The sequence below is a fragment of the Stenotrophomonas indicatrix genome (genome assembly GCA_041545745.1).
In the GTDB taxonomy this organism is placed as follows: Bacteria; Pseudomonadota; Gammaproteobacteria; order Xanthomonadales; family Xanthomonadaceae; genus Stenotrophomonas; species Stenotrophomonas indicatrix_A.
Map to the genome: position 1 here is coordinate 3,874,220 of CP168152.1, position 21,907 is coordinate 3,896,126.

General features: G+C 66.7%; 19 protein-coding genes. 13 read left to right on the forward strand and 6 right to left on the reverse strand.

Annotated elements, in window-relative coordinates:
- Positions 1-76: 76 nt before the first annotated feature.
- The gene (locus ACEF39_RS17620; protein WP_500285998.1) at positions 77-961 is read right to left on the reverse strand and encodes a LysR family transcriptional regulator; all 885 of its coding nucleotides are present in this window, start codon (positions 959-961) and stop codon (positions 77-79) included.
- 107 nt (positions 962-1,068) lie between these two features.
- Here ACEF39_RS17620 and ACEF39_RS17625 point away from each other — a divergent pair, with 107 nt between their 5' ends.
- Positions 1,069-2,127, forward strand: a complete 1,059-nt coding sequence (locus ACEF39_RS17625) for an NAD(P)-dependent alcohol dehydrogenase (RefSeq protein ID WP_500285999.1) — start codon at positions 1,069-1,071, stop codon at positions 2,125-2,127.
- A 119-nt stretch (positions 2,128-2,246) separates the two neighbouring features.
- Here the strand turns inward: ACEF39_RS17625 and ACEF39_RS17630 are convergent, their stop codons facing one another.
- Complete coding sequence (locus ACEF39_RS17630; protein WP_500286000.1) at positions 2,247-3,611, reverse strand: glutamate--cysteine ligase; 1,365 nt, start codon at positions 3,609-3,611, stop codon at positions 2,247-2,249.
- A gap of 152 nt (positions 3,612-3,763) precedes the next feature.
- Between ACEF39_RS17630 and ACEF39_RS17635 the strand changes: the two genes are divergently transcribed.
- The 3 genes from ACEF39_RS17635 to ACEF39_RS17645 all read left to right on the forward strand — a co-directional run bounded on the left by ACEF39_RS17635 (position 3,764) and on the right by ACEF39_RS17645 (position 6,950).
- Positions 3,764-4,468, forward strand: coding sequence for a VIT1/CCC1 transporter family protein (locus ACEF39_RS17635; RefSeq protein ID WP_500286001.1), 705 nt, complete (start codon positions 3,764-3,766; stop codon positions 4,466-4,468).
- Positions 4,465-5,289: a helix-turn-helix transcriptional regulator gene (locus ACEF39_RS17640; RefSeq protein ID WP_500286002.1), complete on the forward strand. Its 825-nt coding sequence runs from the start codon at positions 4,465-4,467 to the stop codon at positions 5,287-5,289. Before ACEF39_RS17635 ends, ACEF39_RS17640 begins: the two co-directional genes overlap by 4 nt.
- Before the next feature lie 680 nt (positions 5,290-5,969).
- Complete coding sequence (locus ACEF39_RS17645; RefSeq protein ID WP_500286003.1) at positions 5,970-6,950, forward strand: MBL fold metallo-hydrolase; 981 nt, start codon at positions 5,970-5,972, stop codon at positions 6,948-6,950.
- Positions 6,951-7,001: 51 nt separating this feature from the next.
- On the opposite strand, the gene yihA is transcribed toward ACEF39_RS17645, so the two are convergent.
- Positions 7,002-7,604 (reverse strand): ribosome biogenesis GTP-binding protein YihA/YsxC, encoded by a 603-nt coding sequence (gene yihA, locus ACEF39_RS17650; RefSeq protein ID WP_500286004.1) that lies wholly within the window; start codon positions 7,602-7,604, stop codon positions 7,002-7,004.
- A gap of 155 nt (positions 7,605-7,759) precedes the next feature.
- Between yihA and ACEF39_RS17655 the strand changes: the two genes are divergently transcribed.
- The 4 genes from ACEF39_RS17655 (at position 7,760) to ACEF39_RS17670 (ending at position 11,026) form a co-directional block, all read left to right on the forward strand.
- A complete protein-coding gene (locus ACEF39_RS17655; RefSeq protein WP_500286005.1) occupies positions 7,760-8,557 on the forward strand; it encodes a c-type cytochrome in 798 nt (265 codons plus the stop codon).
- Between the two features lie 106 nt (positions 8,558-8,663).
- Positions 8,664-9,314 carry a thiol:disulfide interchange protein DsbA/DsbL gene (locus ACEF39_RS17660; RefSeq protein WP_100553543.1) on the forward strand — a complete coding sequence of 217 codons (651 nt, stop codon included), beginning with the start codon at positions 8,664-8,666 and terminating at the stop codon, positions 9,312-9,314.
- A 106-nt stretch (positions 9,315-9,420) separates the two neighbouring features.
- Positions 9,421-10,236 carry a thiol:disulfide interchange protein DsbA/DsbL gene (locus ACEF39_RS17665; RefSeq protein WP_500286006.1) on the forward strand — a complete coding sequence of 272 codons (816 nt, stop codon included), beginning with the start codon at positions 9,421-9,423 and terminating at the stop codon, positions 10,234-10,236.
- Positions 10,237-10,258: 22 nt separating this feature from the next.
- On the forward strand, positions 10,259-11,026 hold the full coding sequence (locus ACEF39_RS17670) for an endonuclease/exonuclease/phosphatase family protein (protein ID WP_089236863.1): 768 nt from the start codon (positions 10,259-10,261) through the stop codon (positions 11,024-11,026).
- A 114-nt stretch (positions 11,027-11,140) separates the two neighbouring features.
- Here ACEF39_RS17670 and ACEF39_RS17675 read toward each other — a convergent pair whose 3' ends face one another.
- Positions 11,141-12,016, reverse strand: a complete 876-nt coding sequence (locus ACEF39_RS17675) for an EamA family transporter (RefSeq protein WP_500286007.1) — start codon at positions 12,014-12,016, stop codon at positions 11,141-11,143.
- A gap of 72 nt (positions 12,017-12,088) precedes the next feature.
- On the opposite strand from ACEF39_RS17675, the gene ACEF39_RS17680 reads away from it, so the two are divergent.
- From ACEF39_RS17680 to fhuE, 4 genes are all read left to right on the forward strand, one after another.
- A complete protein-coding gene (locus ACEF39_RS17680) occupies positions 12,089-12,562 on the forward strand; it encodes an Lrp/AsnC family transcriptional regulator (RefSeq protein WP_500288047.1) in 474 nt (157 codons plus the stop codon).
- Positions 12,563-12,605: 43 nt separating this feature from the next.
- On the forward strand, positions 12,606-13,160 hold the full coding sequence (locus ACEF39_RS17685) for a M23 family metallopeptidase (protein WP_500286008.1): 555 nt from the start codon (positions 12,606-12,608) through the stop codon (positions 13,158-13,160).
- 109 nt (positions 13,161-13,269) lie between these two features.
- Entirely contained in the window at positions 13,270-13,746 is a 477-nt protein-coding gene (locus ACEF39_RS17690; RefSeq protein ID WP_500286009.1) for a hypothetical protein, read from the forward strand.
- 232 nt (positions 13,747-13,978) lie between these two features.
- Positions 13,979-16,111 (forward strand): ferric-rhodotorulic acid/ferric-coprogen receptor FhuE, encoded by a 2,133-nt coding sequence (gene fhuE, locus ACEF39_RS17695; protein WP_500286010.1) that lies wholly within the window; start codon positions 13,979-13,981, stop codon positions 16,109-16,111.
- A 79-nt stretch (positions 16,112-16,190) separates the two neighbouring features.
- Here the strand turns inward: fhuE and ACEF39_RS17700 are convergent, their stop codons facing one another.
- Together ACEF39_RS17700 and ACEF39_RS17705 are read right to left on the reverse strand one after the other, a co-directional pair.
- On the reverse strand, positions 16,191-19,055 hold the full coding sequence (locus ACEF39_RS17700; RefSeq protein WP_500286011.1) for a TonB-dependent receptor plug domain-containing protein: 2,865 nt from the start codon (positions 19,053-19,055) through the stop codon (positions 16,191-16,193).
- 257 nt (positions 19,056-19,312) lie between these two features.
- Positions 19,313-19,720, reverse strand: coding sequence for an ExbD/TolR family protein (locus tag ACEF39_RS17705; RefSeq protein ID WP_346587699.1), 408 nt, complete (start codon positions 19,718-19,720; stop codon positions 19,313-19,315).
- A 151-nt stretch (positions 19,721-19,871) separates the two neighbouring features.
- On the opposite strand from ACEF39_RS17705, the gene ACEF39_RS17710 reads away from it, so the two are divergent.
- Positions 19,872-21,857: a transglycosylase SLT domain-containing protein gene (locus tag ACEF39_RS17710; protein ID WP_500286012.1), complete on the forward strand. Its 1,986-nt coding sequence runs from the start codon at positions 19,872-19,874 to the stop codon at positions 21,855-21,857.
- Positions 21,858-21,907 lie beyond the last annotated feature (50 nt).

The following is a 21,907-nucleotide window of genomic DNA, read 5'->3' on the forward strand; positions in this document are numbered from 1 at the left end:
GATCCGCTTCAAGCAACGCGTGGAGGGTGTCGTTCCGCAGTAGATCCACACCATGCGTGGATGCGGCCCACGCGATTCATTCGCGCAACATATCCACGAACGCACGCAGCGCACCGGGCATCTGCCGCTGCTTCGGGTAGTACAACGCGAACCCGGCGAACGGTTCGCTCCAGTCTTCCAGCACCGCTACCAGGCGGCCGTCGTCCAGGTACGGGCGCGCGGTGTCTTCCAGCACATAGGCCAGGCCGATGCCATCGAGCACCGCGCCAACCACGGTGCCCTGCTCGCCCAGCGTCAGCCGGCCCGGTACGTCGATCTCCAGGGTCTGGCCCTCGCGCTCGAACTGCCACTTGTACAGATGTCCGCTGGCGAAGCGGAAGCGGATGCATTCGTGCGCGGCCAGGTCGCGCGGATGCTGCGGTGCTGGACGCCGCCGCAGGTACTCGGGTGAACCGACGATCAATCCGCGCAGCGGCGGCCCCATCGGCACCGCCACCATGTCCTCGGGCACGAACTCGTGCAGGCGCACGCCAGCGTCGTAGCCCTCGGCAACGATATCGACCAGACCATCGTTCTCGGTCAGCTCCACCCGTACATCGGGATGCGCGTGCAGGAAACGCGCCAGCCGCGGCCCCAACTGGGTCGCCACCGCCGCCCGCGTCGCGTTGATCCGCAGCAGGCCGGCCGGAACGGCGCGGAAGTGATTCATTTCTTCCAGCGCATCGTGCACCTGGCCCAGCGCCGGCTGCAGGCGCTCCAGCAGCCGTTGTCCGGCCTCGGTCAGGGCCACGCTGCGGGTGGTCCGATGGAACAGCCCCACCCCCAGCCGCTCCTCCAGCGCGCGGATCGCATAGCTCACCGCCGAGGTCGACAGGGCCAGTTCGGCGCCGGCGCGGCGGAAGCTGCGGTGGCGGGCGACCGCGGCGAAGGCGGCCAGGTGGGACAGGTTGTCAGTGGCCATGATTGTGCAGTCTGCCTTGATGAATCATGCCGATATATGCGCTTCTTACCGTTAGGTACGGGGCGTATTGTAAAACGCCTTTCGACAAACCCTGCCAAGGATTCCGCATGTCCCTCGCCCGTGGTTACGCCGCCCACACCCATACCGACCCGCTGGTACCCTTCGAATTCGAGCGCCGCGCCGTCGGCCCGAACGATGTGCGCATCGAGATCCTGTACAGCGGCATCTGCCATTCCGACCTGCACCAGGCCCGCGACGACTGGGGTGGTTCGATCTACCCGATGGTGCCGGGCCACGAGATCATCGGCCGCGTCACCGAAGTCGGCAGCGAGGTCACCCGCTTCAAGGTCGGCGACCACGCCGGCGTCGGCTGCATGGTCGACTGCTGCCGCCACTGCGATGCCTGTAAACACGATCTGGAGCAGTACTGCGCCGAAGGTGCCACCTGGACCTACAACGGCCGTGAACGCGCCGATGGTGCCCCGACCTACGGCGGCTATTCCGACCACGTGGTGGTCGAGCAGCGCTTCGTGGTCAAGGTCTCCGAAACGCTGGACCTGAAGGCCGCCGCGCCACTGCTGTGCGCCGGCATCACCACCTGGTCGCCGCTGCGCCATTGGAAGGTCGGCCCGGGCCAGAAGGTCGGCGTGATCGGCCTGGGTGGCCTCGGCCACATGGGCGTGAAGTTCGCCAAGGCGCTCGGCGCGCACGTGGTGATGATCACCACCACCCCGGAGAAGGGTGCCGATGCCAAGCGCCTGGGCGCTGACGAAGTGCTGGTTTCGCGCGATGCCGAGCAGATGAAGGCACATGCCGGCAGCTTCGACTTCCTGCTCAACACCATCCCGGTCGGCCATGACACCAACCCGTACATGGGCCTGCTCAAGCGTGAGGCGACCATGTGCCTGGTCGGCGTGCTGACCGAACTGGACCCGCCGCTGACTGGTGGCAGCGTGATCTTCGGTCGCAAGCACCTGACTGGCTCGGCGATCGGCGGCATGGCCGAAACCCAGGAAATGATGGACTTCTGTGCCGAGCACGGCATCGTCAGCGATGTGGAGATGATCGACATCAAGAACGTGAACGAAGCCTGGGAACGCATGGCCAGGAACGATGTGCGCTACCGCTTCGTGATCGACATGGCGACGATGAAGAACGCTGCCTGATCCAAGTCGGTTGTGGAAACGAAAAACCCCGGCAATGCCGGGGTTTTTTTGGTAGAGCCGGCCGCTGGCTGGCTACCCCATGCATCTGCCGGCCAGCGGCCGGCACTACCGCAAGGCGGTCAGTAAGCAAACTCGCGGAACACCGGATCCACATCGCCGTGCCAGCGGCCATGGAACAGCGCCAGCTTGCGCTCGGCCGGGGTCAGGCCGGACTCGACGATTTCCTGCAGCACGTCCAGGAACTTGCTTTCATCCTGGCCATCGGCATTGCGCGCCGCACGGCGCTTCAGGCCTTCCACGGAAATCTTCACCGCATCGCGCGCCAGATCGCGCACGGTGCCATTGCGGAACGGCAGGTTCATCGCATGCTTGGGCACGCCATCGCGAAGCGCGTGGCGTTCAACCAGACTGAAATCGCGCACCAGATCCCACGCCGCATCCAGCGCAGTGTCGTCGTACAGCAGGCCCACCCAGAATGCCGGCAGCGCGCACAGGCGGCTCCACGGGCCACCATCGGCACCGCGCATTTCCAGGTACTTCTTCAGCCGCACTTCCGGGAACGCGGTGGTGGTGTGGTCCGACCAGTCACGCAACGTCGGCAGCTGGCCCGGCAGCACCGGCAGTTTGCCCTGCATGAAGTCGCGGAAGTTCTGCCCGCTGGCGTCGTGGTAGATGCCATCGCGGTAGGAGAAATACATCGGCACGTCGAGCAGGTAGTCGACATAGCGCTCGTAACCGAAGCCGTCCTCGAACACGAAGTCGAGCATGCCGGTACGGTCGGCATCGGTGTCGGTCCAGATGTGCGAGCGATAGCTGAGGTAGCCGTTCGGCTTGCCCTCGGTGAACGGCGAGTCGGCGAACAGGGCGGTGGCGATCGGCTGCAGCGCCAACGACACACGGAACTTCTTCACCATGTCCGCTTCGCTGGCGTAATCCAGGTTCACCTGCACCGTGCAGGTGCGGGTCATCATGTCCAGGCCCAGCGAACCGACCTTGGGCATGTACGAACGCATGATCTTGTAGCGGCCCTTGGGCATCCACGGCATTTCATCGCGCGTCCACTTCGGCTGGAACCCCATGCCGAGGAAGCCCAGCTGCAGCTCGCCGGCCACCTGTGCCACTTCATTGAGGTGGGTGCCGGTTTCCACGCAGGTCTGGTGGATGGTTTCCAGCGCCGCACCGGACAGCTCCAGCTGGCCTGCGGGCTCCAGCGTCACCGAGGCGCCATCACGCAGCAGGGCGATGGTGTTGCCGTCTTCCTGCACGGGCGTCCAGCCAAAACGGACCAGGCCGTTGAGCAGTGCCTCGATGCCGCGATCGCCATCGAAGGTCGGCGGGCGCAGGTCATCCAGACGGAACCCGAACTTCTCGTGCTCGGTACCGATGCGCCACTGCGAACGGGGCTTCTCGCCGGAGGCGATCTCCGCCACCAGTTGCGAGCGGTCGGTAATGGGCGTATCGGCGACGTGGCTGGGGCTCGACAAGGGGGTGGCTCGCTGGACGGTGGCAGGGGATGTGGGGCTGGGAGCCTTGCATCGCAAGGGCGCACTATAGCGTGGCGGCTCGTTACGTCATGCGACGGTGACGGGTTTCAGCATCCTACCGACACCCTCTTGACCCTCGTACACTCAGGGCCATGAGCCGCCATTCACGACATCCTGAACTGCATCGCGCCGATCGCGTCGGCTGGCTGCGCGCCGCCGTGCTGGGCGCCAACGATGGCATCGTCTCGGTCGCCGGCCTGGTGGTCGGTGTGGCCGCCAGCGGCGCCTCGGCCAGCACGATCCTGGCCACCGGCCTGGCTGGCACCGTGGCCGGAGCGATGTCGATGGCCGCCGGCGAGTATGTGTCGGTGCAGACCCAGGCCGATACCGAGAATGCCGATCTGGCGATGGAAAAGCGCGAGCTGCACGAAGACCCGCACAGCGAACTGGACGAGTTGACCGCGATCTACCGCCATCGCGGGCTGGAGCCGGCGTTGGCGCGGCAGGTTGCCGAACAGCTGACCGCCCACGACGCGCTGGGCGCCCACGCGCGCGACGAACTGGGCATCACCGAGGAACTGCGCGCGCGGCCGTTGCAGGCTGCATTGGCCTCGGCCGCCGCCTTCACCTGTGGCGCCGCGCTGCCGGTGCTGACCGCACTGCTGACGCCGGTACAGAACGTCGCCACGGCGACCACGGTCAGCACGCTGGCCGGCCTGTGCCTGACCGGCGCGATGGCGGCACGCGCCGGTGGCGCGTCACCGACGCGTGGTGCCCTGCGCGTGATGTTCTGGGGTGCGCTGGCGATGGCGGCTGCAGCTGCGGTCGGCCGCCTGCTGGGCGCGCACGTCGTATGACCGGCATGCCCCCCACTGCCATGGCACTGCTGGCGGAGATGGTCAGCCTGGCCGGCTGCCAACGCGCCGAAGGCTATGCCTGCATCACCGCCCGCCGCGAGCATGGCGCCAGTTCGGTGGAGATACCGCAGCCGCAGTTCGCGATCCTGCTGGAAGGCCGCAAGCAGGTGCGTACCGCACACCAGTCACTGACCTTCATCCCGGGCGACATCCTGCTGATCACCCAGCGTTGCCGCATCGATGTGGTCAACACGCCGGACCCGCAGACCGGCCGCTACCTCAGCGCGATCGTGCCGCTGTGCACTGAAGTGCTGGCGGCTGCGCGTACGCTTTGGAGCGAAGCCTTGCCGACGGCCGGACCGGCGCTGGCACGGCAGGCGCTGAGCGATCACGCCACGGCGCTGCGCAGCTGGCGGCAGTCGTTGCAGGATGGCCGCTACAGCGAAGCACGGCTGGCGCTGGCCACACTGGTGCTGGCGTGGTGCCGGCAGGGCCACGGCAACCTGTTGTTGCCGCACGCACCGACGCTGGGCGAACAGATCCGCGACCGCATCGCCGCCGAACCGGCACGCGACTGGCAGTCGCGCGACGTTGAAGCACACTTCGCGCTGAGCGGTGCGACCCTGCGGCGGCGGTTGGCGGCTGAGGCCACCAGCCTGCGCCAGCTGCTGACCGAAGCGCGCCTGGCCCACGGCATGCAGCTGCTGTACACCACCGACCTGCCGCTGAAGACCGTGGCAGCGCGCGCGGGGTATCGCTCGGCAGCGAGCTTCAGCAAGCGCTTCGCCGAGCAGTACGGGCTCGCTCCCACAGATATCTAGGGTTGTTCGGCAGGGCTGCGCCCTGCACCCGCAGAGGCAACAGCGACAACAACAGCGACAGCAACAGCGACATTCCGTGGGATGGCGGGGCGGTGTGGGTATGCAGGACACGCCGTAAACCCATCCATGGGGGCTCGATGGCGCCATCCATGGCGCCAACGGTCCTGCATACCCACACCGCCCCGCCTTCGACAGTTTCCCGGTGGCCCGTAGATCCACGCCATGCGTGGATGATTTCCTTCACGTCCATTCGATTCATTTCGATGATTCCGAATTGAATTCGAAGAGCATCCACGCACCGCGTGGATCCATGTGTCGACCAAGGTCGACACCCACCAAGAGCAGGTCATGCCATCCCAACAGATCGCGGGAATCTGTCGAAGGCGGGGTGGGTCCGGTTGCGGGGGCGTGAGCGCCATGGATGGCGCGACCGAGCTTACATGGACGTACTTGCAGCGTCCCCCGCAACCGGACCTACCCCGCCTCCCCACAGGAAGCCCGCTTCTGCTGTTGCTTCGGCCGTTGTTGTTGCTTCGGCCGTTGCCTCTGCGGGTGCAGGGCGCAGCCCTGCCGATAACCCCCCTTGAGCATTCCGCGCAGTGGTTTGAGCGCCGCACGCACACGCAACGCGGCACGCTGTGCGCACCGGGCCTGCCCATCACTCATCGAGAAGAACCACCATGACCCTGCGCCACCTGCCGCTGCGCGCCGCCCCGCTGCTGGCCCTGTCCTCCCTGCCGCTGGCCGCGCTGGCCGAAGCCACCTCGCCCGCCCCCACCCAGCAGGTGCCGGGCGTGCAACACCAGCGCATCGGTGCGCTGCAGGTCACCGCCCTGTTCGACGGCGTGGTTGCGCTCGGCCGGCAGGAAGTGGTCGACGTGCCGCCAACGCTGGTCAGCCGCCTGCTCGAGGGCCGCTACGTGCCCGAAGACAAGAAGGGCCTGCAGACCGCGATCAACGCCTTCCTGGTGCGCCAGGGCCAGCACCTGACGCTGGTCGATGCCGGCACCGCGCAGTGCTTCGGTCCTGACCAGGGCCAGGTACTGGGCAACCTGCGTGCGGCAGGCGTGGACCCGGCCGAGATCGATGAGGTGCTGCTGACCCACGCCCATCCCGATCACCTGTGCGGCATCCTCGATGCACAGGGCAAGCCGGCCTTTCCGAATGCGACGGTGTGGTTGTCCAAGGCCGATGCCCGCTACTGGCTCGACCCGGCCAGCGAAGCCACGGCGCCGCAAGGCGTGCGCTTCGCCTTCGCGCTGGCACGCAATGCGGTGGCGCCGTACCAGGCCGCCGGTCGCCTGCACACCTTCCAGCCTGGCGACGCCCTGCCCGGCCACGCAGTGGCGATGGATACCCACGGCCACACGCCGGGGCATGTGTCCTATCGCTTCGACAGCCAGGGGCAGTCATTGCTGGTGTGGGGCGATGTACTGCATTTCCATGCAGTGCAGTTCGCGCACCCGGAAGCGGCATTCGAGGCCGATTCGGATCGCACGGCGGCTACGGCCAGCCGTCGCAGCCTGTTGCAGGAAGCCACCGCCAAGGGCTGGTGGGTCGCCGGCGCACATCTGCCCTTCCCCGGGCTGGGGCACGTGCGCAGCGAAGGCAAGGCCTATGCGTGGGTACCGGCGGAGTTCTCGCCGTTGCCGAAGGAATGAGTGAGCGAGGTTGCCGGCCAGCGGCCGGCACTACCGTAATGGCGGCGGGGCTTATTCCAGCCCCAGCCAGCCGCCGATGATGCCGCGGGCTTCCTCGGCGCCGGTACGGGCGGCGCCGGAGAACACCTGCACACTCACCGTATCGCCGAACGAAGAATGCAGTTCCTTGCGCACCTTCTGCAGGGTCTGCATCTGCTGGCTGCGGCTCAGCTTGTCGGCCTTGGTCAGCAGCGCATGCGCCGGCAGGCCACGCTGCACGGCGTAGGCCAGCATTTGCCGGTCGTAGTCCTTCAGCGGATGGCGGATGTCCATCACCACCACCAGGCCCTTCAGGGCCTCGCGGGTGCGGAAGTAACGGTCGATGAAGGCCTGCCAGTGCGCCTGCAGGTCCAGCGGCACCTTGGCGTAGCCGTAACCGGGCAGATCGACCAGATGGGCGTCCGGGGTGACCTGAAAGAACACCAGCTGCTGGGTCCGGCCAGGCGTCTTGGAGACCCGGGCCAGGCTGTTCTGGCGGGTCAGCGCGTTGAGCGCGCTGGACTTGCCGGCGTTGGAGCGACCTGCAAAGGCCACTTCGGACCCTTCATCGGGCGGCAACTGCCCCATGTTGTGGGCAGAGAGGTGGTATTGGGCGCGTTCGATGAGCAATGACATGCGCATAGGATCGCATGTTGCGGCGCCGCGCGCCCGGCCTGCGGGCCTCCTGCGGGAAAATGCTGCACTGCTGCGTTGACCGTGTACGGAAACGGCGTTGATAATCCGGGCGATGCCGGCCGCCGCCGCCCGGCCGGTCCATACGGAGCTTCAGCATGCGCCACGCTCGCGTTCTTGCCGTATCCGCCCTTGCTACTGCCGTTGTTGCCGCTGCTGCCTTTGCGCAGACCACGTTGACCCCGCTGCCCGACAACGGCCCGATCAAGACCGCCTCGCTCGAGGTGGATTTCAGCAAGACCACCTGGGGCGACGCCAAGGCCGGCCAGACCAAGGCCACCGCGTGTGCCGCCTGCCATGGTGCCGATGGCAATTCCACGGTGGAGATGTATCCCAGCATCGCCGGCCAGAGCGAGCGCTACGTTGCCCAGCAGATGGCCCTGATCGCCAACGGCCAGCGTAGTTCCGGCGCCGCCGTGGCGATGGTGCCGTTCGTGCAGAACCTCACCCCGCAGGATATGCGCGATATCGGCGCGTTCTTCGCCACCCAGAAGGCCAACGCCGGCATCGCCGACGATACGCTGGTGGCCGAGGGCCCGTACAAGGGCATGAAGTTCTACCAGATCGGCCAGCAGCTTTACCGCGGCGGCGACGCCCAGCGCGGGCTGCCGGCCTGCATGGCCTGTCATGGCCCCAGTGGCGCCGGCAACCCCGGCCCGGCCTACCCGCACATCGGCGGCCAGCACGCCAGCTATGTCGCCCGGCGCCTGCAGGAATACCAGGCCGGGCAGACCAACGAGACCGACAAGGCGCACTTCCAGATCATGGCCACGGTGGCGCAGAAGCTGACCGAGCAGGAGGTACAGGCCCTTTCCAGCTACCTGCAGGGCCTGCACAACAAGGCCGACGACCTCGCCGCCGAGAGCGCTTCGACGCGACCGGCCGCCGCCCCCTGACCGCCACTGGTCGGCGCGGGTCGCCACGACGGCCCGCCGCTGCGGTATGTTTCCTTCACGCCGGCGGCTGCGCCGGCGTTGTCATTTTCAACGGAGATGCGTGTCGATGAGGTTGATTCCCCGCCTTCTGCTGTCCCTGCTGGTGCTGCTGCCGTTGGCGGCCTGCGCCGCCACCCCCGCCAACGCCCCGCTGGTCGAAGGCAAAGACTACGAGCGCATCGCCCAGCCTGGCCCGTTCCAGCCGCTGGCCGGCAAGATCGAAGTGGTCGAGGTGTTCGGCTACACCTGCCCGCACTGCGCCCATTTCGAACCGCAGCTGGCCGCCTGGGCCGCCAAGCTGCCGGCCGACGTGCGCTTCACCCCGGTCCCGGCCGCCTTCGGCGGTGCCTGGGATTCCTGGGCCCTGGCCTACTACGCCGCCGACGAAGTAGGCGTGGCCAAGCGCAGCCACGCCGCCGTGTTCAAGGCCCTGCACGAGGACGGCACGCTGCCGATGCAGAACGTCTCGGCCGATGAGCTCGCCAGCTTCTACAAGGCCTACGGCGTGACCCCGGAGCGCTACACGCAGGCCCTGCGCGGCGAGGCGGTACAGAAGAAGGTCGATGCCGCCCGTGCCTTCGCCCAGCGCACCCAGGTGCCGGGCACCCCGGCCATCATCATCAACGGCCAGTACCTGGTCCGTGGCAAGAGCTTCGACGACCAGCTGCGCATCGCCTCGGCGCTGATCGCCCAGGCCCGCGCCGCCCGCGGCCGCTGAACCAACACACACCATCGACACGGCGCTGTCGCCGCCGCATGTCATCATTTCCCTCTGGCCGGCGCCTTACGCCGGCCCCACCTTTCCAGATGCTGGAGACGTTTCCATGAAGACCCGTTTCGCCGCCCTCGCCCTCGCAGCGCTGCTGCCGATCCTGGCGGCCTGCAAGGCCGACGATGGCACCGCCAACACCGCCGCCCCGGCAGAACCGGCCGCGACCCCGGCCAGCACCGAACCGGCCGCGCCGGCCGCGGGCAGCGAAGCCGCTGCACCGGCTGCCGAAGGTGACAAGACCGCCGCCACCACCGCCCCTGCCCCGACCACCGCCGCGCTGACCGGCCCGGCCCCGGTGGAAGGCGCCGACTACCAGCTGATCCCGAACGGCCAGCCGTTCCAGCCGGCCGCCGGCAAGGTCGAAGTGGTCGAGATCTTCGGTTATGTCTGCCCGGCCTGCGCGGCGTTCCAGCCGCTGGTCAGCCCGTGGAAAGCTGGCCTGCCGAGCGATGTGAACTTCGTCTACGTGCCGGCCATGTTCGGCGGTACCTGGGACAACTACGCCCGTGCCTTCTATGCCGCTCAGACCCTGGGCGTGCAGGAGAAGACCCACGAGGCGCTGTACTCGGCCATCCACTCGCAGCAGACCCTGAAGGGCGAGCGCGGTGCCGATTCGGTCGATGACATCGCCAAGTTCTATGGTGCCTACGGCGTGGATCCGAAGCAGTTCGCCGCCACCATGGGCAGCTTCGCGGTCAATGCCAAGACCAACTCGGCCAAGCAGTTCGCCCAGCGCAGCCAGATCAGCGGCACTCCGTCGATCATCGTCAACGGCAAGTACCTGGTGAAGGGCAAGAGCTTCCCGGACATGCTGCGCATTGCCGACCACCTGATCGCCCGCGAGCGCGGTGCGGCCCAGGCTCACTGATCAAAGAGACGTTTTCCCGGCCGTGACTTCCCCCACAACACGGACCCTGCGTTTGCTGACGGCCAACATCCAGGCCGGCTCGAGTACCCGCCGCTACAGCGACTATGTGACCCGCAGCTGGTCACATGCGCTGCCGGCGGGTCGCAAGCGCAGCAGCCTTGACGCGATTGCCACTCTGGCGCGCGGTCATGACATCGTCGGCCTGCAGGAGGCCGACCCGGGCAGCCTGCGCTCGGGCTTCACCAACCAGACCCATTACCTGGCCCAGCGCGCCGGCTTCAATTACTGGAGCCACCAGCCGAACCGGCGCATGGGCGGTGTCGCTTCCAGTGCCAACGGCCTGCTGAGCAAGCTGGAACCGGTGGAAGTGCAGGACCACGCCCTGCCCGGCCGTATCGGCGGGCGTGGCGTGCTGCTGGCCAAGTTCGGCGATGGTCGCGATGGCCTCGCTGTTGCGGTAGCGCATCTGTCGCTGGGCGCAGGCTCGCGGATGGCCCAGCTTGGCTTCATCGCCGAGCTGTTGTCGGACCATCCCAATGCAGTGCTGATGGGCGACTTCAACTGCCTGGCCGAACGGCCGGAAATGCAGGTGCTGTACCAGAAGACCCGCCTGCAGCCGCCCGGCTGCATCGTGCCGACCTTCCCCAGCTGGCGCCCCGACCGCGCCATCGACCACATCCTGGTCAGCAGCGGTCTGCAGACCCGCAATGTGGAAGCGGTGCCGGCCGCGTTCTCCGACCATCTGGCCCTGGCGATGGCGATCGACGTCCCCGCCGACGCCCTGCGCTGAATACCTCTGGTAGGTGCCAACCTCGGTTGGCACGCTGATCTGGTGGGTGCGGACCGTTGCTCGTGTGGGTGCGGACCGTTGGTCCGCACGCTCTCCGCCGGGCATCGCCCGGCGCTACCCCGCCTGCGCCACCGGCACCTTCAACCGCCGCGCCGTCATCGTGCTGCCCACCGAAGCGAGCACCGTGCAGCCGATCGCCAGCCACTGCAGGCCATGCAGGTGCTCGTGCAGCAGCAGCATCGCCCACAGCGCGGCCACCGCCGGTTCCATGCTGATCAGAATCCCGAAGGTCTCCTTCGGCAGGCGCTTGAGCGCCATCATCTCCAGTGACATCGGGATCGCGCTGGACACCAGCGCCACCACCAGCCCGGCCAGCAGGATCTTCGGTTCCAGCAACGCCGCACCGGCATGCACCACGCCTACCGGTACCACCACCAGCGACGCGGCCAGCAGCCCCAGCGACACCGAATGTCCCGCGTGCAGGTGGCCGGCGCGCTTGCCGAACACGATGTACAGGCCCCAGCACGCCGCCGCGCCCATGGCGTGCAGCACGCCCACCGGGTCCAGAGCCGGGCCGCCGCCGATCGGCAGCAGCAACAGCAGCCCGACGGCCGCACAGCCCACCCAGAGGAAATCGATCGGCCGTCGCGACGACAGCATGGCCACCGTCAACGGGCCGGTGAATTCGATGGCCACCGCAATGCCGAACGGGATCGTCCGCAAGGCCATGTAGAACAACAGGTTCATCAGGCCCAGGGTGAGGCCGTAGCGCAGGATGGTGATCGCATCCACGCGGCTGGTCTTCCAGCGCCATGGCCGCCAGAACAGCAGCAGCAACAGCGCCGAGAAGCCCACGCGCAGCGCGCTGGTACCCTGCGCACCGATCAACGGGAACAGCTGCTTGGCGTAGGAGGTACCGATGGCCAGTGCGGTGACCGAGCCGAGCACCGCCAGCGCCGGCAACATCGGCGCGATTCGAGAAGTCTGCATGCCGCCAGTCTATTGCGCCGGCGGCGAGCACTTGGCTCAATTGACGGCCCGTCCGTGCAACTTCTGCTCACCATGGCCACCGCCCCCGTGCTGGACAGCTTCGACCACACCATCCTCGCCCTGCTGCAGCAGGACAACACCCTGCCGCAGCGGCAGATCGCCGAAGCCGTGCACCTGTCGACCCCGGCCGTGCAGCGGCGGATCAAGCGCCTGCAGGACAGCGGCGTGATCGCCGCCAATGTGGCGGTGATTGACGCTGCGAAAATCGGCCGGCCATTGACCATCATCGTCGAGGTGCGCGTGGTCAGCGAACAGCGCGAGAAGGTCGCCCCGTTCCGCCGCCGCGTGCAGGACGACCCTGCCGTGCAGCAGTGTTACTCGATCACCGGCGACGGCGATTTCCTGCTGCTGCTCTCGGCGGCATCGATGGAGGAATACGAGGCGATCACCGAGCGCTTGTTCGGCGGTGATGACAACATCGAGCGATTCCGCACGTCGGTGGCGCTGGGCACGTTGAAGCGTGGGTTCGACGTGCCGGTGACATGACGCAGATGCAGTCGAGCCTGTCCTGCTCCTACACTGGCAACGCATGAACACCGCTTCCCCCTCCAACGCCAGACGCCTGCGCCGCTGGTTGCTGCGCGGCGCCATCCTGCTGATCCTGGTCATCGCGGCGATGGCCTTCTGGAACAGCCCGTGGGCTGCCGCACCGAAGCTGCTGTGGGCACTCTCGCGCATGCCACCGGCCACGCAGCTGCCAGTGCCGGTGGACGGCGTGCGGCCCCGGCAGATCGCCGATACCTTCGGCGCGCCGCGCGGGCGCGACCGCACGCACGCGGGTATCGACATCTTCGGCAAGCGCGGTACTCCGGTGCGCAGTGCTACCCCCGGTGTTGTCGCCGACATCCGCGACAGCGGGCTCGGTGGCCGTCAGGTCTGGGTCATCGGGCCGGGACGCGAGCGCTATTACTACGCGCACCTGGAAGACTGGGCCGATGGCCTGGCGCGCGGCCAGGTGGTGCAACCCGGCGACCTGCTCGGCCATGTCGGCGACAGCGGCAACGCCCAGGGCACGCCGCCCCATCTGCATTGGGGCATCTACGGGAAAGACGGGGCTCGCGATCCGCTGCCGCTGCTGCGCTGAGCTGCCTCGCAGAGTCACACGTTGCCGACCGCTGCCAGGCAGTTCTGCAAGCTCGACTCTTCACCTGCATGCCCCCATCATCAACCGCAGTGACAGGGAGAGCACGCCGATGGCCACACTTGGTCCCACCCCGCTGCTGATCACCATCATGCTGCTGGCCACGGGCTGCAGCACGCTGCAGGCGCCGCGCGAGCCGATATGCGCGCAGATGCTCGCCTTCGCCAACAGCACGCCGGTAGGCGCCAGCCAGTCGATCGAACTGGTTACTGACTGGAACACGTGGAGCAAGGGCTGCACGCACGAGGGCAATCCGGCAGGCAAGCGGTTCTGCGATTGGCTGCTTGCCCATTCCTCCACCGAATTCGCCTCGGCCAACATCCGCAGTGCGATGGCCTGCCTGGACCCCGGCGCCCGCTATGCCGGACCGGTGCGTACCACGCCCGAGTACCTTACCGGCAAGATCCATGTGTCCGACATCCGTGGGCTCGAGCGGAACGTGATGATCTCCATCGAATATGCCGACGGCATCGAGAGCCAATTGCCGCGCCTGAACATCCTTGCTGAACGCCTGGCTCCCGACGAATAGCCCTATCGCGCGGAACGCAGGCACAGCCGCTGGTGCATTTGTAAATGGAAACAATTCCCATTACGCTATTCGCGTTTTCCGGGCAGCCAGGACGGTTCGTCCGTCCTCGCATTGCCCAGCCACCGCCCTGAAACGCAGGGCTTCGCCAGCGGCGTGAGATCCCCACCAGCCGCGGCGCCAGACCATCCGGGAAGCCGGTCGGACGCACGCACGTGCCCGTCCAGGAACCTTGATGACCCGTTCGACCTCTCCCCTGCTGCCGCATCGCCTGTCCGCAGCGGTGCTCTCCGCCCTGTGCCTGGCCGCCGCCCCGGCCGCCTTCGCCGAAACCGCCGCCGACCCGACCACCCTCGACAAGGTCGTGGTGAAGGGCGAGCGCGCCGAAGGCTATTCGGTGCGCCGCACCTCGGCCGGTACCCGCTTCGACCTGGCGCCGCGCGAAATCCCGCAGTCGGTCAGCATCATCAGCCACCAGCGCATCGAAGATCAGAAGCTGGACGACATCATCGACGTGCTGGGCAACACCACCGGCGTGACCAGCACGCAGTCGGACAGCGAGCGCACCGAGTTCTACGCGCGCGGCTTCTACATCGACAGCTACCAGTTCGATGGCCTGCCCACGCAGATGGTGCAGAACTGGAGCTACGGCGACTCCGGCCTGGACCTGGCCCTGTACGACCGCGTGGAAGTGGTGCGCGGCGCCACCGGCCTGCTCAGTGGCGCCGGCAACCCGTCGGCATCGGTGAACCTGATCCGCAAGCACGCCGACAGCGCCGAGCTGAGCGGCAGCGTGTCGGTGAACGTCGGCAGCTGGGGCCGCACCCGCACCACCGTGGACGTGGGCAGCGCGCTCAACGCCAGCGGCACCGTACGCGGCCGCGTGATCGGCAGCTACCTGGACACCGACGCGCAGATGGACCGCTACAACCAGCGCAAGACGCTGGGCTATGCGGTGATCGATGCCGACCTGACCCCGGATACCCAGCTCAGCGTGGGCTACGACTACCAGCACAAGAAGGCCAGCGGCGCGACCTGGGGCGGCTTCCCCATGTGGTACGCGGACGGCACTGCAACCAACTACCCGACGTCGTTCAATCCCTCGCCGGACTGGACCTACTGGGACACCACCAGCAAGCGCGCCTTCACCACCCTGCAGCACGCCTTCGGCAATGGCTGGAAGTTCAAGATCGGTGCCACGCATGATCGCACCCAGGCCGATGACAAGCTGTTCTATCCGTCCTATACCGCCTTCGACAAGACCACCGGCGCGGGCGTAACGCCGATGGCCGGCTTCTACAACACCGAGCGCAAGGTCGACGGCATCGACGGCTACATCGATGGTCCGTTCCAGCTGTTCGGTCGCGAGCACCAGTTCATGGCCGGCCTGAGCTACAACAAGCGCGAGTTCGCCAACTACGGCGATTTCCAGATGGGCGGCCCGGGCTGGAACCCGTTCGATACCTACCTCAACTGGACCGGCAACATCCCCCAGCCGAACTGGAATCCACTGGCACTGGCCAGCGAAGGCACCATCACCCAGAAGGCCGGCTACGTGGCCGCGCGGCTGTCACTGGCTGATCCGCTGAAGCTGATCGTCGGTGCGCGCTACACCGACTGGAAGAGCGAAGACGAAGGCAATGATCGCTCGCACAAGGTCACCACGCCGTACGCCGGCTTGGTCTACGACATCAACGACACCTACTCGGCGTACACCAGCTACACCGAAATCTTCCAGCCGCAGACGCTGCGCAACAAGCAGGGCAGCTACCTGGACCCGGTGGATGGCAAGAGCTACGAAGTAGGCGTCAAGGGTGCCTGGTTCGACAACCGCCTGAATGCCTCGCTGGCCGTGTTCCGCATCGAGCAGGACAACGTCGGCCAGGCCACCATGGACAAGGTGGATGGACAGCAGAATGAAACGGCCTATGTCGCCGCACGCGGCACGGTCAGCCGTGGCTTCGAATTCGAGTTGAACGGCGAACTGGCACCGGGCTGGAATGCCACCTTCGGTGCGTCGCGCTACGTGGCCAAGGACATCAACGACGCCGACATCAACACCAACCTGCCGCAGACCGCGCTGAAGCTGTTCACCAGCTATACCCCGCAATCGCTGCAGGAACTGACTGTCGGTGGTGGTGCCAACTGGCAGAACCGCATCTACTACGCGGCGCCGGTGGTAGGTCGTTTTGAACAGGAAGGCTATGCGCTGGTCAGTGCGTTCGTGCGCTACCGCATCTCGCCGGAATTCAGCGTGCAGGCCAACCTCAACAACCTGCTGGACAAGAAGTACTACTCGCAGATCACCGGCTACGGCGCGTATGGCGATGGTCGCAACGGCTCGCTGACGTTCACCTGGTCGTTCTGATGGAAGCGGCGCCGGGCATGGTCCGGCGCTACCGCAGCAAAAGCAGCGCCGGAATCACTCCGGCGCTGCCGTCCTCACGTCAGAACCGCAGGTCCGCGCGCAGGTACCAGTAACGGCCACGCGGGATGTCGTAGGTCGAGGCGTCATAGCCGTTCAACGAGCACGACAGGCAGATCGGCGGATCCTTGTCGAACACGTTGTTCAGACCGGCCGTCAGCTGCAGCCCCTTCATCCAGTCGATCTTGTAGCCCACCTGCGCATCATGGAAGGTGGTCGCCGACAGCGTGTTGGTGCCAGCAGCCTGGTTGCTGCACACCGGGAACGCCACGGCGTCACCGCAGTCTTCGGTCAGTTCGGAAATGTGGCGTACCGTCCAGTTGGCACTCCAGTTGTCCAGCGTCCAACCGATGCTGGCGTTGCTGGTCCATTCCGGAATCGAACTGTCGGCCACTTCCACGCCGGGCTTCTGCGGCTGCCGCTGGCCGGCCGCACCGGTGGCCTCATAGCGACCGACGAAGGTGTTCTTCCAGCCCAGCTTGAACTGGCCGATCGAACTCTGCGGCAGGGTCCAGAACAGATCCACATCCCAGCCGTCGGTCTTGATCGAACCCAGGTTGGTCAGGCGGTTGTTGAAGCTGCTGACCGCACCGGTGCTGGCGCGCGTGATGCCATCGCAGTAGATCGGGTCCAGCGTATCCACGCACAGGTCAAGCTGGGTCTGCGCGTTGATCGCCTGGATCGCGCCATCGATGTTGTGGCGGTAGAACGTCACTTCCACGTCGAAGCGCTCCGACCATGACGCATCGTTGCCGAACCAGGGGCTCCACACGAAGCCGGCACTGAAGCTGCGCGACTGCTCCGGCTCCAGCTCGCGATTGCCGCCGGTGGTCACTGAGATCTGCGAGTTGGCCTGCTGGAATCCAGCGGGCACGCCCAGCGAGGCACAGTTGGCCGCACTGCCGCGCGGCGGTGTGCCTCCCAGGCCCACCGAGCAGGGATCGAACAGCTGCAGATCGGCGCGCGCAGCCGAACCGTACAGCTCACCGATCGACGGTGCGCGGAAGCCTTCGGCGTAAGTGGTACGCAGGACGAAGTCATCGGTCACCTGCCAGCGCAGGCCATACTTGGGGGTGAACTCGCCACCGAAGGTCGAGTAGTCCGAGTAGCGGCCGGCCAGGCTCAGGTCCAGCTTCTTGCCCAGTGCCGAGTCGGCGAAGATCGGCACGCTCAGCTCCAGGTACGCTTCATTGACGTCGTAGGAACCGGACGTCGGCTGCGACGGCACACCGTTGTAGTGGCCGATCACCGTCAGCGGGTCAGGCTGGTACGAGCCTTTGTACTTGCGGTGTTCGAGGCCGGTGGCGAAGGACACCGGACCGGCTGGCAGGGTGAACAGATCGCTGGACAGATTGGCGGTGAACAGGCTCAGCTCGTTCTGGCTGCGGTCGCGCACCACCGGCTGGATCCAGCGCAGCATGTCCGGGGTGATCGAGCCGGCGCCACCGAAGATGTTCAGCGGCACGCAGCCTGGCGTTGCAGCACACACGGCCGGATCACCCAGCGCCATGTTGACGTTGTAGATGTTGTAGCTGCCGTAGTTGGTCTGCTCGGCCTTGTTCTTGCTGTACATGCCGTTGACGTCCCAGTACCAGCTGCGGTCAGCCGCCTGGAAGTTGCCGACCAGGCCGGTGGCGAAGTACGTGGTGTCCACCTGCTGTTCGAACACGCGCGCGCCGCCTTCCACCGGACGACGGCCGATCAGGCTCATGTTGCCCGACGACACCAGGTCGAAGCCGAACGGGTTGTACGGGTTCAGTGCCGAGACCACGATGTTGTCGGCCAACGGATTGCCGGTGGCACCATCCGGGCCGAAGAACAGTGGCTCGGGGCCGGCCTGGTTGGTCGACTCGCGGCGGTTGCCCAGTGCCTTGACGTACCACTGCACGTTGTCGGTGATGTCGAACCGGAACTGGCCGAACAGGCCCTTACGCTCCGACGGCGTCAGCACCATGTTGTACTCGGCGAAGTTGAAGCGGTCGGCACTGGTGAAGCAGTGGTAGTCGTCGGTGCGGTTGCAGCCGGCGCTGCCGTCGTAACGCGGGCTGCTCACGCCGGTGTTGGGCACGATGTCCTGTTCGGCACCGGTGTTGGGATCGACGAAGGCAAAGCGTCCCTGCGGAATGCCGCCGCTGCCGAAGGCCAGGCCGGTGCCGGGGATCGGGAAACGCGACTGCTCGCGGTCCTTCGCATACACCGGGTCCTGCTTGGTCCAGCTTGCCCCCAGGAACAGGCTGTAACGGTCGCCGCTCTTGCCCCAGGCCAGGTCCACGCCCTTCTGCGTGCCATCGCCCTTGCCGTACTGGCCATAGTTCAACGTCACTTGGCCGCCATCGAAGTCGCGGCGGGTGATGATGTTGACCACACCGGCGATGGCATCGGAGCCGTACAGCGACGACGCGCCGTCTTCCAGCACTTCGATGCGTTCAACGATGGCCAGCGGAATGGTGTTGAGGTCGGTGGCCGAGCCCACGCCCGAGGCCGAGGATTCGTTGACCCAACGGATGCCATCGACCAGCACCAGCACACGCTTGGCACCCAGATGGCGCAGGTCCACCTGCGCCGAACCCGCGCCGACGCCACTGCCATCGGGCGGGAAACCGAAGTTGCCCGACGAGTTGAATTTGGCATTGAGCGCCGAGCCGGAGCCGGTGAGCTGTTGCAGCACTTCACCGATCGAGGTCAGACCGGTGCGTTCGATATCGGCGCGATTGAGCGTCTGGACCGGCACCTGGCCTTCCACTTCAGCGCGCTTGATGCGGGTACCGGTGACCTCGACGCGGTCCAGGTCGGTGGTGGCCGACTGGGCAGCAGCCCCCAACGGGGCCAGTGCGGTCACGCACAGCGCGACGGCAACCGCCAAGGGGCGGTGATGCAGGTAATTCATTCGCTCTCTCTCCAAAGGAATGTCGGGACATGGACTGCCGCGCTCCCCCCTGCATGGCGGCAGCGTCTCCTTTGTAAACAAGCGGTAAACATCGCGGCGTGATGCCCGACACTCTTTCACGCGAATTTGACGATTCTGAAAGCAGATAACGTCATTTCGCTGCGTATTCACCGAAGGCCACGCTGACCATCGGCGCCTTTGTCAGTGCCCCTGCGCGAGTGCGGCCCTCCATCAGGAAGGCCGCACCGGTGACTCTCTCACTGCACGAACGCGATGCGTTCCATGCCCGTGGCCTCGGCGGCGGCCAGGATCTTGGCCATGCCGTCGTACTCGGCCGACGGATCGGTGCTGATGCGCAGCTCCGGCAGGTTGCCGGCATGCTGGCTGGCCTGCGCCTGCAGGCGCGACTGCAGATCGCCGATGGCCATCGGCTGCCCGTCCCAGCTCAACTGGCTGGACGCATCCAGGCGCAGTTCGATCGGTGGTGGCGGCTCGGGGCGATCAACCACACGATCGGTGGCCTGCGGCAACTGCACGTTGATCGGCCGCGACAGCATCGGCGCAGTCACGATGAAGATGATCAACAACACCAGCATTACATCCACCAGTGGCGTGACGTTGATGTCCGCCAGCGGGCCGCTTCTTCCTGCGCTACTGAATGCCATGTGCCGCTCCCTGCAGCAGGGCCGGTCGCCCCAGCCCAAACCTACGCCGGGCAGCTGCCCTCGCGGCAGTGCGCATCACAACGTCATTCAGCTGTCGTTGCCCTCTCCAGACGTGTACACAATGAGAAACTGAATTCAGCCACTGCCCGCTATGCTGGTCGCCATGACCCGACGATCTTCGACCGCCCTGTCCCTGCTCCCGCTGGCCACCACGCTGCTGATCGGCTGCGCGAGTGCCCAGTCCCTCGATGCCCAGAACGCCCAGCTGAAGGCCGCCATCGCGGCCGCCGAACGTGGCCAGTTCGACCCCGGCCAGGCCGCCGCGCTCAGCCGCCATCCAGCGTATGGCTGGCTGGAGTTCGCCAACCTGCGGCGAAACATCGACACCGTCGATACGGCGCAGGCGCAGGCCTTCCTCAAGCGCTACCAGGGCCAGGCCGTGGCCAACAGCTTCCGCAGCGCCTGGCTGCCCTCCGTGGCGCGCCGGCAGGACTGGCCGACGCTGCTGGCCAACTGGGTTCCGACCGACAATCTCGGCCTGCGCTGTGCGCAGCTGACAGCACGCCAGGCCACCGGCAAGGTGGACCCGCAGTGGATTGGCGAGGCACAGGATCTGTGGCGCAAGAACGGCAAGTCGCTGCCCGATGCCTGCGACGCCGTGTTCGCCGTGCTGCAGGCGCAGGGTGGCATGAGCGATGCCCTGCGCTGGGAACGTATCGATGCCGCTGCCGATGCCCAGCAGCCGGCGGTGATGCGTTCGGCCGCCCGCGGCCTGCAGGCTGGCGATCTGGCGCTGGCCAACACCTACGCCGCCTTCGTCGACAAGCCCAATGCCAGTGCCCTGAACTGGCCGCGCAACGAACGCAGCCGGCGCATCGCCACCGATGGCCTGGCCAAGCTGGCCAAGGCCGACCCGGACGCCACCGAGCAGCAGTTGCCGCAGTATGCGCAGGCGCTGGGCCTGAGCGCCGAACAGCAGGGCCAGGTGCGTTACCAGATCGCCCTGTGGACGGTGGCGTCCTACCTGCCCGACTCGGCCCGCCGCTTGAATGCCGTACCCGATGCAGCCTACGACGAACGCCTGCACGAATGGCGTGCACGCGAAGCAATGTCGCGCGGCGATTGGCCGGCGACGCTGGCAGCGATCCGCAAGATGGGCCCGACCCAGCGCAACGATTCGCGCTGGCGCTATTTCGAAGGCCGCATGCTGGAAAAGACCGGCCAGGCACAGCAGGCGCAGCCGCTGTTCCGCGAAGCCGCACGCGCGCCGACCTTCCATGGCTTCCTGGCGGCGGACAAGCTGCAGCAGCCCTACACGCTGTGCCCGTGGAAGCCCAACGACAGCGCGCAGGCGCAGGCCCTGGTGGCCCGCGATCCGGCCATCCAGCGCGCGATGGCGCTGTACCAGATCGACCGCGCCGGCTGGGCGGTGGCCGAATGGAACAACGCACTGTCACGCTTTGATGACACGCAGCGTCGCCTCGCGGTACGCGTGGCGCAGGACAACGGCTGGTTCGACCGCGCGGTGTTCTCGCTCGGCAAGCAGAAGCAGGAGCAGCGTCTGTACGACCTGCGCTTCCCGCTGCACCATGACGCCACGATCCGCCGCGAATCAGCGCGCAATGCGCTGGACCCGGCCTGGGTGGCCGCTGAGATCCGTGCGGAAAGCGTGTTCAGCCCCCGCGCGCGTTCGCCTGCCAACGCCATGGGCCTGATGCAGGTGCTGCCGGCGACTGGCACTGGTGTGGCCAAGTCCATCGGCCTGACCGGCTACGGCGGCGCTGACAGCCTGTACGACCCGGACACCAATATCGCCATCGGCACCGCGTACCTGCGGCAGTTGATGAACAAGTACGACGGCCTGCCCTACGTGACCATCGCCGCCTACAACGCTGGGCCGACCCCGACCGCACGCTGGCAGACCCAGCGCCCGGGCTTCGATCCGGACCTGTGGATCGAGACGATCAGCTACAAGGAAACGCGCGAGTATGTTGCCCGCGTGCTGGCCTTCAGCGTGATCTACGACTGGCGACTCAACGGCGACGCACTGCCGCTGAGCGACCGCCTGATGGGCCGCTTGGTGGATAAGCGCAAGAGCTTCACCTGCGCTGCCAACGCCGACCAGGGTGGCGACTGATCGACATCCGGTAGTGCCGGCCGCTGGCCGGCATCCGTTATTGCCCAGGG

What these genes read in the sequence shown, in the direction of transcription:
- ACEF39_RS17700 (WP_500286011.1), bottom strand. Translation starts at nt 19,055, where the DNA reads ATGAATTACCTGCATCACCGCCCCTTGGCGGTTGCCGTCGCGCTGTGC.
- ACEF39_RS17645 (WP_500286003.1), top strand. Translation starts at nt 5,970, where the DNA reads ATGACCCTGCGCCACCTGCCGCTGCGCGCCGCCCCGCTGCTGGCCCTG.
- ACEF39_RS17710 (WP_500286012.1), top strand. Translation starts at nt 19,872, where the DNA reads ATGCTGGTCGCCATGACCCGACGATCTTCGACCGCCCTGTCCCTGCTC.
- ACEF39_RS17665 (WP_500286006.1), top strand. Translation starts at nt 9,421, where the DNA reads ATGAAGACCCGTTTCGCCGCCCTCGCCCTCGCAGCGCTGCTGCCGATC.
- ACEF39_RS17675 (WP_500286007.1), bottom strand. Translation starts at nt 12,016, where the DNA reads ATGCAGACTTCTCGAATCGCGCCGATGTTGCCGGCGCTGGCGGTGCTC.
- ACEF39_RS17655 (WP_500286005.1), top strand. Translation starts at nt 7,760, where the DNA reads ATGCGCCACGCTCGCGTTCTTGCCGTATCCGCCCTTGCTACTGCCGTT.
- ACEF39_RS17680 (WP_500288047.1), top strand. Translation starts at nt 12,089, where the DNA reads ATGGCCACCGCCCCCGTGCTGGACAGCTTCGACCACACCATCCTCGCC.
- ACEF39_RS17690 (WP_500286009.1), top strand. Translation starts at nt 13,270, where the DNA reads ATGGCCACACTTGGTCCCACCCCGCTGCTGATCACCATCATGCTGCTG.
- ACEF39_RS17705 (WP_346587699.1), bottom strand. Translation starts at nt 19,720, where the DNA reads ATGGCATTCAGTAGCGCAGGAAGAAGCGGCCCGCTGGCGGACATCAAC.
- ACEF39_RS17640 (WP_500286002.1), top strand. Translation starts at nt 4,465, where the DNA reads ATGACCGGCATGCCCCCCACTGCCATGGCACTGCTGGCGGAGATGGTC.
- yihA (WP_500286004.1), bottom strand. Translation starts at nt 7,604, where the DNA reads ATGTCATTGCTCATCGAACGCGCCCAATACCACCTCTCTGCCCACAAC.
- ACEF39_RS17635 (WP_500286001.1), top strand. Translation starts at nt 3,764, where the DNA reads ATGAGCCGCCATTCACGACATCCTGAACTGCATCGCGCCGATCGCGTC.
- ACEF39_RS17685 (WP_500286008.1), top strand. Translation starts at nt 12,606, where the DNA reads ATGAACACCGCTTCCCCCTCCAACGCCAGACGCCTGCGCCGCTGGTTG.
- ACEF39_RS17660 (WP_100553543.1), top strand. Translation starts at nt 8,664, where the DNA reads ATGAGGTTGATTCCCCGCCTTCTGCTGTCCCTGCTGGTGCTGCTGCCG.
- ACEF39_RS17620 (WP_500285998.1), bottom strand. Translation starts at nt 961, where the DNA reads ATGGCCACTGACAACCTGTCCCACCTGGCCGCCTTCGCCGCGGTCGCC.
- fhuE (WP_500286010.1), top strand. Translation starts at nt 13,979, where the DNA reads ATGACCCGTTCGACCTCTCCCCTGCTGCCGCATCGCCTGTCCGCAGCG.
- ACEF39_RS17625 (WP_500285999.1), top strand. Translation starts at nt 1,069, where the DNA reads ATGTCCCTCGCCCGTGGTTACGCCGCCCACACCCATACCGACCCGCTG.